The 12,622-nt window shown below is 57.3% G+C and carries 12 protein-coding genes; 6 read left to right on the top strand and 6 right to left on the bottom strand.

Going from position 1 to position 12,622, the window contains the following annotated elements; all coding sequences use genetic code 11:
• Positions 1-348 precede the first annotated feature (348 nt).
• A complete protein-coding gene (locus tag G8770_RS22725; RefSeq protein ID WP_167192318.1) occupies positions 349-1,740 on the bottom strand; it encodes a DEAD/DEAH box helicase in 1,392 nt (463 codons plus the stop codon).
• Positions 1,741-2,043: 303 nt separating this feature from the next.
• Between G8770_RS22725 and G8770_RS22720 the strand changes: the two genes are divergently transcribed.
• Both G8770_RS22720 and G8770_RS22715 read left to right on the top strand, forming a co-directional pair.
• Positions 2,044-3,003 carry a 2-hydroxyacid dehydrogenase gene (locus G8770_RS22720; RefSeq protein ID WP_167192316.1) on the top strand — a complete coding sequence of 320 codons (960 nt, stop codon included), beginning with the start codon at positions 2,044-2,046 and terminating at the stop codon, positions 3,001-3,003.
• A 181-nt stretch (positions 3,004-3,184) separates the two neighbouring features.
• The gene (locus G8770_RS22715) at positions 3,185-3,409 is read left to right on the top strand and encodes a tautomerase family protein (RefSeq protein ID WP_167192314.1); all 225 of its coding nucleotides are present in this window, start codon (positions 3,185-3,187) and stop codon (positions 3,407-3,409) included.
• A gap of 198 nt (positions 3,410-3,607) precedes the next feature.
• Here the strand turns inward: G8770_RS22715 and G8770_RS22710 are convergent, their stop codons facing one another.
• The 3 genes from G8770_RS22710 to G8770_RS22700 all read right to left on the bottom strand — a co-directional run bounded on the left by G8770_RS22710 (position 3,608) and on the right by G8770_RS22700 (position 6,262).
• Positions 3,608-4,279, bottom strand: a complete 672-nt coding sequence (locus G8770_RS22710; RefSeq protein WP_167192312.1) for a type 1 glutamine amidotransferase domain-containing protein — start codon at positions 4,277-4,279, stop codon at positions 3,608-3,610.
• Between the two features lie 145 nt (positions 4,280-4,424).
• The gene (locus G8770_RS22705) at positions 4,425-4,934 is read right to left on the bottom strand and encodes a mechanosensitive ion channel family protein (protein ID WP_167192310.1); all 510 of its coding nucleotides are present in this window, start codon (positions 4,932-4,934) and stop codon (positions 4,425-4,427) included.
• Between the two features lie 179 nt (positions 4,935-5,113).
• Positions 5,114-6,262, bottom strand: coding sequence for a sterol desaturase family protein (locus tag G8770_RS22700; RefSeq protein ID WP_167192308.1), 1,149 nt, complete (start codon positions 6,260-6,262; stop codon positions 5,114-5,116).
• A 223-nt stretch (positions 6,263-6,485) separates the two neighbouring features.
• Between G8770_RS22700 and G8770_RS22695 the strand changes: the two genes are divergently transcribed.
• Complete coding sequence (locus G8770_RS22695; RefSeq protein WP_167192306.1) at positions 6,486-7,703, top strand: Nramp family divalent metal transporter; 1,218 nt, start codon at positions 6,486-6,488, stop codon at positions 7,701-7,703.
• 82 nt (positions 7,704-7,785) lie between these two features.
• On the opposite strand, the gene G8770_RS22690 is transcribed toward G8770_RS22695, so the two are convergent.
• Positions 7,786-8,226, bottom strand: coding sequence for an OsmC family protein (locus G8770_RS22690; RefSeq protein WP_167192304.1), 441 nt, complete (start codon positions 8,224-8,226; stop codon positions 7,786-7,788).
• Positions 8,227-8,462: 236 nt separating this feature from the next.
• On the opposite strand from G8770_RS22690, the gene G8770_RS22685 reads away from it, so the two are divergent.
• The 3 genes from G8770_RS22685 to G8770_RS22675 all read left to right on the top strand — a co-directional run bounded on the left by G8770_RS22685 (position 8,463) and on the right by G8770_RS22675 (position 10,596).
• A complete protein-coding gene (locus tag G8770_RS22685; protein ID WP_167192302.1) occupies positions 8,463-8,990 on the top strand; it encodes a MarR family winged helix-turn-helix transcriptional regulator in 528 nt (175 codons plus the stop codon).
• Between the two features lie 128 nt (positions 8,991-9,118).
• Complete coding sequence (locus G8770_RS22680; protein ID WP_167192300.1) at positions 9,119-9,409, top strand: DUF1330 domain-containing protein; 291 nt, start codon at positions 9,119-9,121, stop codon at positions 9,407-9,409.
• Between the two features lie 56 nt (positions 9,410-9,465).
• On the top strand, positions 9,466-10,596 hold the full coding sequence (locus G8770_RS22675) for an NADH:flavin oxidoreductase (protein ID WP_167192298.1): 1,131 nt from the start codon (positions 9,466-9,468) through the stop codon (positions 10,594-10,596).
• 122 nt (positions 10,597-10,718) lie between these two features.
• Here the strand turns inward: G8770_RS22675 and G8770_RS22670 are convergent, their stop codons facing one another.
• Complete coding sequence (locus G8770_RS22670) at positions 10,719-12,452, bottom strand: amidohydrolase (RefSeq protein WP_167192296.1); 1,734 nt, start codon at positions 12,450-12,452, stop codon at positions 10,719-10,721.
• Positions 12,453-12,622: the final 170 nt, after the last annotated feature.

The raw sequence follows: 12,622 nt of genomic DNA, 5'->3' as shown, positions 1-12,622 counted from the left end.
TTAGACGGCTGAAGGGATTCCGGAGAATCTTCAGCCGCTTTGAGAAACTGGATGTTGTCTTCCGGTTTTTTATTAACTTCTCGCTGATTGCTGACAAGCTAATTAGTGTGAACAGGCCCTAACACAAACGGCTCAGGCGCGGTGTGATCTGTTAATTCTTCTGAATCACGGTGGGCGCCTGTTGGTATTTAATGCATTCGGAGGGGTTTTTATACGGGTTCGTTTTTCGCAGGGCGTTGCGCAACGTTCTATCCCTTTTTATGGCTGTTCCCTTTACGACGGCTCCCTTTCTGTGTCTTCCTTTTCTGTCTCGTGCTTTTTTAAGCGAGTCATTCCCGCAACCGGCGTTTACTTTTTGTTTTTGCTTTCCCACTTCGCCCACGGGCTTAACACTTTGGCCGAAGCGTTTTTAGGCCCGGATTGCGGTCGCGGAGCTCCGCCCTTTTTCGTGGCCGCCACCGCCTCGGTTTTTTTGTGCGGCTGGCTGGACGCTTTCGGCCTGGAGTCACGTTTCGAGCTGGGTGCGCGTTGCGCCCCGGGTTTCGCGGGTCTTGGGGCTTTCGCATTTTTAGGAACGTAATTCAAGATCGAAACCGGCACCTCTTTTTTCGGTGCGAAGGCTTCAATGTCCTTGCGGGCAATGATGTGCCCCAACCGGCTTTCGATCGCGCACAGATTGCGAAAATCATCTCGGGACACCAGCGACACCGCTTCACCGAGTTCACCCGCGCGCCCGGTGCGGCCAATACGATGGATGTAATCGGCTGCGTCGTCGGGCAGATCGTAATTGATCACCCGCGACAGCTTGTCGATGTCGATGCCGCGCGCGGCAATGTCGGTGGCGACCAACAGCGAAATTTTACCCGCTTTAAAATCCGCCAGTATTTGGCTGCGCACCGCCTGACTGCGGTCGCCGTGAATCGCGTCGGCGCTAATGCCGCGCTTGCCCAACTGGCTCACCAACTTGGCCGCACCGTGTTTGGTGCGAATAAAAATGAGCGCCTGTTGCCACTGATGCTCGGTAATCAGATGACTCAGTAACGCCGACTTGCGGTCTTTATCCACCGTCACCAGCCATTGATCAATCGCCGCGACGGTCGCGTCGGCGGGCGAGACTGATATTTCGACCGGCTGGTGAATGGTGGTCTTGGCTAAAAAGCGCACCTCATCCGACAGGGTGGCGGAGAACAACAAATTCTGTCGCTGTGGCGGCAGGCGCTCGATGATTTTATTGATGTCGGCAATGAAGCCCATATCGAGCATGCGGTCAGCCTCATCCAGCACCAACACTTCCAGCTCATCAAAATACACCGCCCGTTGATAGGCCATATCCAACAAACGTCCGGGCGTGGCCACCAGAATATCGACACCCGCAATCAGCCCCTGCTTTTGCGGCTCGGGATCCACGCCCCCCACCATCGCCAGCGAGGTCAGGGACACATATTGGCCGTATTGCTGCACATTGTTTTCCACCTGTTCCGCCAGTTCCCGGGTCGGCGTCAGGATCAGCGCGCGGATGCGTTTGGGCCGCACTGTCTTTTCATCCTGGCTGAACTTCTGCAGCAGCGGCAGCACAAAGCTGGCGGTTTTACCTGTGCCTGTTTGTGCCGCCGCGATCACATCACGGCCGGCCAGAATCGCAGGAATCGCCTGCTGCTGAATCTCGGTGGGGGCCGTATAGCCCTGCTCAGCAACGGCGCGTAACAGGGGATCACTTAATCCTAAATGGGAAAATGGCATATCGAGACTCGGCTTTATAATGAACGGGATGGTCATGAATTCGTGGCCCACATTGAAACCGGGAGAGGCTTCAACAGAACAGAGGTGGCGACTATAACAGGATGGATAACACCAATATACGGGCACCGCGCTTATTTGCCAGTGGGGCTGAACAGCTGACGATTTAAACGCCATGTACATTCCTGGATCAAGACCAGGGTGTGTCTATGTGACGCGGTATCTCTGTATAGGTCTATCTCTGTAACGGTCTATCTATGCTAGGCTGTGCAGACCAGGGCCGCGCACGCCACCCCATGAACAACAATGAACAACACTGACCGCCCCATGATCATTCCCTTTGTCAGCCGCATACCGCCTCACGAACAACAGGTGTGGATCAACGCCCTTGCGCCACAGCTGGAGGACGCAACCGTGTGTCCCATTGAGCAGCTGACACCCGAGCAGCAACAGGAGTGTCGCCTGGCCATCGTCGCCAACCCGGATCCCCATCAGCTGGCCGCACTGCCCAATCTGGTGTGGGTGCACAGCGTCTGGGCCGGAGTGGAGCGCATGTTGGCCGAATTACCCCAAGCGACGTTTCACATTGTGCGCCTGATCGATCCGGTGTTAACCCAAACCATGGTCGAAGCGGTGCTCGCCTGGACGCTGTACTTGCATCGGGACATGCCAGCGTACCGACTGCAGCAAACTCAAAAACACTGGCATCAGCGCCCCTACCGCAGCGCCTCGGAAAAACAGATCGGCCTGCTGGGATTGGGTCAACTGGGGTTGGCCAGCGCCCGATGCCTGCAGCAGCAGGGCTTTGCGGTTGCCGGCTGGAGCCGTTCAATGAAGACCGTCCCCGACCTGATCAGCTTTCACGGTGAAGAGGGACTTCAGCAACTGCTGTCTCAGTCCGACATCATCATTAATCTGTTGCCACTCACGCCGGCAACTGAGCAGCTGCTGAATCGGGAGCGCTTTGCGGCCTGCAACCCCGGTGCCGCACTGATCAACTTTGGCCGTGGCGGCACCATCAACGATGCGGCTCTGCTACACGCCCTCGACAGCGACCAGCTGTCTCACGCGGTACTGGATGTGTTTGATGCCGAACCCCTGGCCGCCGACCACCCCTTCTGGACACACCCGCAGATCACGGTGTTGCCACACATCTCGGCCCCCACCACCCCCTCGTCTGCCAGCCACATTGTCGCCACCAATATCAATCACTATGTGCAAACCGGTGAGTTGCCCCCGATCGTTGATCGGACCAAAGGCTATTAAATCACCGCGCTCGTTAGCCTCCGTATTAATCGCGTGGCTTAAAGTGTAGTTAGTTACTACACAATCTGTAGTTGGTTACTACACCTTCACAACTAGTGGGCAACCACGGTTTCTCCTAATCTACACACATCAGGTAACCACGCCTTGATACCCAAACATAAAGCCACACCGGAGAAATCTCATGCCACTGATTACTGTGAACTTGATCGAAAACGTTTTTAACGCCGAACAAAAAGCCGAGATCATCGCCAGGCTCACCGACACCATGGTGGAGATCGAAGGCGAAGCCTTGCGTCCTGTCACCTGGGTTAAAATTGAGGAAGTGCCGGAAGGCCAATGGGGTATCGGCGGGAAGGTGCTGGATGCGGCCATCGTGCGGCATATCCAGCAAGGCGGGTCACTTTAACGCCAGCGGATTAAGGCAACCGGAAAACGCTAAAGGCGCGATAACAAGCGGTAAAACAACCACGATAAAAACCTAAAAGACCAACCCGGCTGCCCACCTCATGCCGCCGCGTTGGTCTTTTTTGGATTTCACGTTTGAGCATTATGAACGCAGTGAATTGCTGCGCAGACACACGCCGGCTGTTTCACTCCGGCGACGTCACCCTAATTGTCGGACAATGGCCTCACCCACAGCATGGGCACTGGCCGGATTCTGGCCGGTGATCAATCGACCATCCTCAATCACAAACTCACCCCAAGGCTGCACCTTGCTATAACGCGCCGCGGAACGCGTCAGAGATTCCTCCAGCAAATACGGGATTTTGTCGATGGTGCCATAGTCCACTTCTTCTTCACGGGTAAACCCGGTCACGGATTTATTGGCCAACAACTTTTCACCATTACTGAGTGTAATGGGCAGCAAGCCTGCCGGGCCATGACAAACCGCGGCGATTACCCCACCATTTTCATAGAGTTGCGCACTGAGCTTGGCGACCGCTTCGTTGCTGGCCAGGTCGGACAACAGACCAAAACCTCCGGGATAAAAAATGGCAGCGTAATCATCCATATTCAACTGCGCTGCGGGTATCGTGTTTTTGAGTCGGTGCTGCAGTTCGCTGTCCGCCAACATCTCGCTATTCACCGAGTCCCACTCAATATCCAAACCGTAAACAGGTGCCGGGCCACCCTGAATAGACGCAATGTCATAGCCCAGACCGGCTTTCAAGATGACCTGTAACGCGTGGGTCAGTTCTGGCGCAAAGGTGCCATTCTCTTCATCGGTTTCACCCAAAGTCGCGTGGTTCGTTACCAAAATCAGTACTTTCTTCATGCCGTTCTCCTGATTTGTTACGGGTTCGTTTTGTCGAGGGGTCACTCAAGGGACTCTCAAAACACAAAAAAGACGAGTGCCTAACCATAATAGAAGAGTTTTCAGAGAACGTTGGCTGCCCAGTATATTTCGCTGCAGTATCGCGCTATGACGCTGCGGTATCACTGTCGGTGGCAATCCCCACCTCCGGCTTGTCCTCCATCAGGCTGACTTTGGAATTGAGCAACAACGAGTTTGGCACCAGGTGCACAACGTCTTCGGCTCTGACCGTGATGTACCTGAGATTCAAATCCACCACCGCGCCTTTCACACCGGCCAACTCAACCCGGTCCCCCAACTGAATTGGCTTGTAGACCACAATCATAATGCCCGCCACCAGATTGGAAATGGCATCCTTGAGCGCCAGCCCCATCGCAAACCCTGTCAGCCCCAGACCCGCCACCAGCGCCGAGACATCAAACCCCAGTTTGGACAGTGCCAACACACAGCCGATGAAAATTAAAACCGCTTTCTGGGAGTTGGAGATCAAGCGGAAGGACTCCGAGGCACTGGCATCGTAGCGCCCGGCAATCTTTTTCAGGACCTTGTCGAACACCATGGCCCCCAGAAAAAACAGGCCCAGTATGAATAACGCAGAAGCAATATTGTTGGTCATCGAAAGAGATTCCTTATTGAGCCGTCTCGGATTTGGACGTGATGGTTACAGTGAAGCGTGGCTGATGTTCAGTCAACATCAGCCACTCTTGCAGTGTTTATTGTGTTGATTTCAATGCTGTATTTCTTTTTATCCGCTGTGACTTTTTTCTTTTTGACAAAGAATGATTTCTGCAAAGTTTACTCTTTTTTCAGCAGAACCCGGAGCGGGTACAGCGTTTGTCCGATGAAGGAATCGGGCAAAGGTTTCGTCGTGCCGTAGGTTGCTGGCCAGCGATCCCCCGGCAGGTGATACGTGTTAAACAGCCAGTCGAACACCACAGTGTGTGCGGAATAATTGGTGTCGATGGCCGGCTGCTCCGAACTGTGGTGCCAGTGATGAAATTGCGGTGTAACAAACACGTACTTCAAAAACCCAAACGAGAAATTGACATTGCAATGAATGAGCACTGCCTGCAATGCCGCAAAAGCCACGTAAATGTTCAGCGCGGCCTGATCCATCCCGAGCAGGTACAAGGGCACCATGACCATCGCCCGCTCCGAGAACACCTGCAAAAAATGCCCGCGCGAGCCGGCCAGCCAATCCAGGCTTTCCACCGAATGATGCACCGCGTGCACGGGCCAGAGCAGGTTAACCTCGTGATACAGACGGTGCTCCCAATACAGAACAAAATCCGCACAGAGAATCACGGCGATGACCTGAAGCCACAACGGTGTCGCACGAATCATGGCTTGCAGTGAATCGCTCACCGCCCAGTCAAAATGCGAAGCATGATAGTTGCCGTAAATCAGGATGGCAGAGATCGCCAGATGATTGAGACAAAAATACAGTAAATCCAGACTCCATTCACTGCGTAAAATGACCTGGTCCCTGTACTTGGGGTAAAGCTTCTCCAGAGTCATAAAAATAAACACCGAACCCAAAAACGCCAGGATCAGCCAGTCCACCCCCAGGGATAAACGCCGCGCTTCCACCGGTCCTGTTGGAATGGTGTAGCCACCCAAGGCAAACGCGATGAGGGTCAGCACAATGCCCGCAGACCCCAGGCGCCGGTAACGCCCCAACACCAGGGTCAGCACGCCAAAGAAAAGCGAAAAGTACATGCCGTACTTTAGCAGGTGCTGTAACGTGTCGGCGTCGTACACTTGACGCAACTCATAGGTTGTCAGGTACGCCGGAAACAAATAGGCCAGCACCGCCAGCAGGCTTAACACACCCAACCCCACCGAACTGTAGCCGCTGATTTTGCCTTCACCGAGGCGGAACTGCTTGCGCGGATCGAGCTTCACCACGCGATCCTGATATTGATACTGAGAGTCGCTATTCATGCCCTTCCTTTTCTCTTCGTTTCCTTATTCGTCGTGCCTTTGGCCGGCATGAACAGATCCTGTCGAAATAAACAGATCCGCCCAGTACACGTACCGCCATTAAAATGTCAGACAGCATTGGCCATCGGCGGAGCGCTGATTATAGAATGCTTTAACCGCCCACTGCTATTGAGACCTGCCACCACGGGCTCTTGATATCTGCGCGCACAAACAAGGAAGCAGCATGAGAAAATTTGGACCTGGATTGTTGGTCATGGCCGCCTTTATCGGCCCGGGAACCGTAACCACCGCCAGCAACGCCGGAGCCCAGTACGGCTTTGCGCTGCTGTGGGCCCTGTTATTTTCCATCGTCGCCACCATGGTCCTGCAGGAAATGGCGGCCCGCCTGGGACTGGTCAGCGGACAGGGGTTGGCGCAGGCGCTGCGCACCACCTTCGCCAATCCGCTGTTCAGCCGTCTGGCGGTCATTCTGGTGGTGGCGGCGATCGGTTTTGGCAACGCCGCCTACGAGTCGGGGAACATCTCCGGCACCTCCATGGCACTGGCCAACGTCACCCCCATTCCCCGCCCGCTCTGGGCCATCATCAGTGCTTTCATCGCCATGGCGTTACTGATCAGTGGCCGCTACCGAATCATTGAACGAGCGCTGATTGTGCTGGTGGTGGTCATGAGTCTGGTGTTTGTTGCCACCATGTTCGCCTTGCAACCCGACCTCGGCGACATTCTCAAAGGCCTGCTGGTACCGTCGTTGCCACAGGGGTCACTGCTCACCGTGATGGCACTGATTGGCACCACGGTGGTGCCGTACAACCTGTTTCTGCACTCCAGTTCGGTGCGCGAAAAATGGCCCGAGGCCGATCCGGCCCAGCCGGCCAACATGCGCACCGCATTGACGGAATCGCGCTGGGATACCGGCCTGTCCGTCAGCCTCGGCGGGCTGATTACCCTGGCGATTGTGTCCACCGCCGCCGCCACCTTTTGGGGCACCGACACCGCGTTTTCGTCGGCAACCATTGCCCAACAACTGCAACCGGTGCTGGGGCCCGCAGCCGATTACTTTTTTGCCGCCGGGCTGTTTGCCGCGGGTTTAACCAGCGCCATTACGTCTCCACTGGCGGCGGCCTATGCCGTGTGCGGCGCCATGGGCTGGCCCGCACAGTTGCACCAGCGCCATTTTAAAGCCGTATGGATCAGTGTGCTGGCCGCCGGCGCCATCGCTGCGGCCACCGGCACCCGACCGATTGCGGCCATTATTTTTGCCCAGGCCGCCAACGGCTTTCTGTTGCCCATCATCGCCATCTTTTTACTGGTGGTGATGAACCGTCAGGACCTGCTCGGCGACTACCGCAACCGCTGGTGGCACAACGTCATTGGCGTGTTGGTGATCCTGATTGTGACCGGGCTCAGCGGCTTTAAATTGTGGCAGCTGCTGCCAGGCTAGGTCTCAACAGCGAACGGCGGCCATTTCAGGCGGAGAGCAGCCCCAGCGATTTTGGTTGAGGCTGGGCGAGGCAGGGCAAGAGTCAATCGCCGGCCACGACGATCTCGCAGGCAAGGCGGGTTTCACAGGCGAGGGAGTTGCTGATAAAGCAGGTTTCTTCGGCCTTGTGCAGCAGCTTTTCGGCTTTTTCCTGACTCGCACTGGCGGGGATGGTGAGCCGGACCGTCGACAGCACATCGGTAAACTGAACCTTGCTACCCACTTTTTCCAGCTTGCCGTCTGACTCACACTCAATGGCGCTCCATTCCAGTCTCGACGCTCTCGCAATAGATTTGAACGACAGCACCAGACAATCGGCCAGCGACGCCATGAGCAATTCCTCCGGTGACCACTGATCGCCAGGGCCGCCAAATTCTTCCGGCGGGGCGACCTGAATGACCGGTAACGCTTTTGCCGACGTGGCCAGTGAGCCTTCCGGTTGCCCCTCGACCTTGACCTTGTATTGATGAGGAAGTTGCTGCATAAAAACACCTTTATATCCTGACGACGAAGACCCCACCCACACTCACCGGCAAACAGCCGCGCTACGCTGGCAGGCATAATAAACCCGCATTCTCGGGTATACTGTCGAGTCTGTCCAACACCCATGTACAACCATCCTGCAGAGCGTCCATTTACAAGGCCTGTGCCCTGGCCTTGAGCAGGCCCATTGCCACAATACCGTCGTACCAAACAGTCGTACCCACTAAGAGGCTCCCCATGTCAAAACGCCCGGTTGATCTACAGCAACAAGCCACCGCGTTTTACGCCGAGCGTGACTTTGATGTCAGTTTCTTCCCGGCCATTTGGCACACCTTCAAAGTCGGACACCTGCTCGACACCGATCTGGAGCAGATCTGCCGTCCGCACGGCATCAGCATTGCCGATTTTCACTTGCTGGGTGCCATCATGACCGACGGCCCGCAACAGCACCGGGCCACCGACCTCGCGCAGTGGCTCAACGTCTCCAACGCCGTGTTGTCCACCCGCATCAAAAAACTTCAGGAAAGTGGCTTGTTACGAAGATCCCCCAACCCGGACGATCGCCGTTCTTTTACGCTTGAGCTGACCGACAAAGGTATCTCGGTTCTCAAAAGCACCAGCCTCGACATCAGCAGCGGCTGCCACTTTGTGCAGTGCTTTCACCAGTTACCGGAGACCGATAAAGCCCATCTGGTGCGCATCATGGGGGATCTGCACAACCAGCTGGATCGCTTTGCCCTGTCCGCCGGGCGCGGCCCATCCTGATCGTTCTGTTAGGGGGCTAAACAATAGCCGCTTGAGCCCTTTTTGCGATTCCTCCTAGAATAATGGTCTCCCAAACCAGGTGATACAAAGCGATAACCGCTGAACCCGAATAACAACGAGGAAGAGCCATGCCGGCCTACATGATTGTGATGCGCGAAGAACCGATCCAGGATGCGGATGCCATGACGCAATACCAGACCCTGACTCGCCAAATGCACACCGACATCAAGCCCCTGCCCAAAGTGATCTACGGTGCGCTGGAAGCCCTGGAGGGTGAGGCCCCCGACGGCATGGTGATGATGGAGTTTGCCAGCATGCAGCAAGCCCACGACTGGTATCACAGCGGTGAGTATCAGAAGGTCCTGCCCTATCGCCTGCGGGCCGCCAAGCATCGGGCGTTTATCGTGGAAAGTCTGTAAGCACGGACTTGTTCACCTTGCCTGCCACTGCCACCTGATCGATAGAGGAACCCGTGATGCCATCCGCCGATTGTCTGTTTCGCCCCTTTGCTTGCGATAAACTGCAGCTGCCCAATCGGGTGGTCATGGCCCCCATGACCCGCAGTGCCTGCCCCGGTAATGTGCCCAACGAACGGGTAGTGGAATACTACCGCCGTCGCGCCGCCGGCGGGGTGGGCCTGATCATCACCGAGGGCACCTGTGTCAACCACATCGCCGCCCACGGGTTTGCCGATGTGCCCAATTTTTTTGGCGCCGACGCCCTCGCCGGCTGGCGGCGGGTGGTGGAGGCGGTTCACGCCGAAGGCGGCAAGATTGCCCCCCAGCTGTGGCATGTGGGCGCCGTGCGGGAGGCCGGTTGCGAACCCGGCGGCGACACCCCCGGTTACAGCCCGTCGGGCATCTCCATGCCCGGCGTGGTCTCCGGCCACAGCATGAGCCAGGCGGACATTGACGAGGTCATCGCCGCCTTTGCCCAGGCCGCCGCCGACGCCAAAGCCATTGGCATGGACGCCATTGAACTGCACGGTGCCCACGGCTACCTGATCGATCAGTTTTTCTGGGACCAGACCAACACCCGCGAGGATGAGTACGGCGGCTACCTGCGACAGCGCTCGCGCTTTGCCATTGAACTGATCACCGCCGTGCGCGCCGCGGTGGGGCCCGATTTCCCGATCATTTTCCGATTTTCCCAGTTCAAGCAACAGCAATACGCGGCGCGCCTGGTGGACACCCCCGAGCAGTTGGCGGACTTCCTCGCCCCCTTAACCGACGCCGGTGTCGACATCTACCACTGCTCGGTGCGCCGCTTCTGGGAGCCAGAGTTTGACGGCAGCCCGCTGAATCTGGCCGGCTGGACCCAGAAGCTCAGCGGCAAACCCGCCATTGCGGTGGGCAGTGTCGGCCTGGACCGGGATTTTCTGGTGGCCGACAACGGCTTTGAAAACGCCAGCCCCAGCCACAGCCTGGAGCCGCTGTTTGAGCGCATGAACCAGCACGAATTCGACCTGGTGGCCGTCGGCCGCGCGCTGATTGCCAACGCCGACTGGCCACAGCGGGTGCGTCGGGGCGAGCTGGACAAACTGCAGGAGTTCAACAAAGAGCTGCTCTACAGCCTGGAGGGCGGCGCGGCCGTCTCGCCAAAGTAATCTACGGAAGTTTCGAGTTTCGAGTTTCAGGTTACGCTGACAGGCACAAAAAAAACCGAGCGCGGGGCTCGGTTTTTTGTGTTCGACCACTGGTGCTCAATTAACGTTTGAGCCGTACTCGCTTAACGCTGAAAGATCGTCTTACCGTGGGAGATGGTCTCCAGCACCGGAATGTCCTTGATGGTCTTGGGGTCCACGGTCAGCGGGTCGGCCCCCAGGATCACCAGGTCCGCCTGCTTGCCTTCGGTCAGAGAGCCTTTAATGTCCTCTTCGAAGTACTGATAAGCCGCGGTCAGGGTCATGGCGTTCAGCGCATCCTTCGGAGAAATCCGCTCATCCGGGCCCAGAATCACGCCCTTGCGGGTTTCACGATTCACGGCCACCCACAGCAGACGCATCATATCCGGCGGCACCACCGGAGTGTCGTTGTGGATGGTGAAGGGCACACCTTTGGCCAGCGCCGAAGCCGCCGGGCTGATGCCAAAAGCGCGCTCATCGCCAAAGCTCAGGCGGTGCCAGTCACCCCAAAAGAACGGGTGGGCGGCGTAGAACGAGGGAATCACTTTCAGGGTTTTGGCGCGATCCAGCTGGTCCTTGCGCATCACCTGGGAGTGGATAATCACCGCGCGATGATCAGGGATGGCCTGCCCGGCAAACGCCTCTTCCACCGCGTCCAGCGCCAGATCAATGGCAGCATCGCCATTGGCGTGCATCAGAATCGGAATACCGGCCTGCAGCTTCTCTTTCGCCGCCGCCTTGAAGCTCACCGGTTCAACCGTGGGGTAGGCCGTGTAATCCCCTTCCACCCCCTCGGGGTTGGTGGTGTAGGGTTTGGTCATCCAGGCGGTGCGGCCCTGGGGCGAACCGTCGAGGACAAACTTCACCCCGCCCACGCGCACACCGCCGTGGTAACCTTCGTTGAACATGGCCGAGATGCCGGGGTCGTCACCGCTGGCTTCTCCTCCGTGATGGTCATCCAATGAGGCTGGAAAGGCAATCACATCTGCGGCCAACAGACCCTGCTCACCCATCGCCCGCATGGTCGCCAAGTCCGGCAACTGTGAAGCGCCGTCCTGAATGGTGGTGACCCCGTAGCTGGCAAAATATTCGACGGTTTTGGCCAGTTTTTGTTTGAACAGTTCCGGGTTTTTCGCCATGGCCATGAACTGTGGCATCAGCAGGGCATAGGCGGCCTTCTCTTCCACCACCCCGTTGGGGGTTTTGCCATCCGCCTGGCGACGGAAGACCCCGCCCGCAGGATTGGGCGTGTTGGCATTGATGCCGACGGCGGCCAGCGCGGCCGAGTTGGAGGTCCCCAGGTGTCCGGAGACGTGCATCATGTAAATCGGGTTGTCGGTCGAGATCTTGTCCAGATCTTCCCGCGTGGGGTGGCGGTTTTCGGCCAGCAGGGAATCGTCGTAGCCATAAGCCAGAATCCACTCGCCCTTGGCGGGCCTGGTGTTGGCAATATGGGCTTTCAGCAGCGCCACGATATCGTCGATGCTCTCGACCGTGCCCACCGGCGGCGAAGACACGTTGATGAAATCAATGAAGCGCGCCGCCATGGCCACATGGCCGTGCGCATCGATCAAGCCCGGCACCAGTGCCTTGTCCCCCAGCTCCACCACCCGGGTATCGGCGCCCACCAGCGTTCGGGCCTTGTCCTCATCGCCGACAAACACAATCTTGTCACCGCGAATGGCCACCGCCTCGGCCTGTTCTTGCGCCGGGTCCATGGTAATGATGTGATCGCCAAAAAACACCTGGTCGGCGGGCATCACCGAGGCGGCCAAAGCCGATACCCCCGGCAGCGTCAATGAGATGGCCATCGCCAATTGGGTAAAAGTTCGCTTCATATTTCAACTCCGGTTATTGCGGTGAATACGTGGCCAATGCCATGGGCACATAACAATATTTCACGCCCGGTATGTAAAGGACCAGTTGCCCCTCACCGAGCTGACCAGAAGGCGGCCACCACCGCAGGAGAGTTGACCGGTCGCCGGGCGGGACCACCCCGGGAAATGAC

The organism is Pseudomaricurvus hydrocarbonicus, from assembly GCF_011602365.1.
Classification (GTDB): domain Bacteria; phylum Pseudomonadota; class Gammaproteobacteria; order Pseudomonadales; family Cellvibrionaceae; genus Pseudomaricurvus; species Pseudomaricurvus hydrocarbonicus.
The sequence above is the reverse complement of the archived record's forward strand: the minus strand, read 5'-3'. Positions and strand labels throughout refer to the sequence as shown.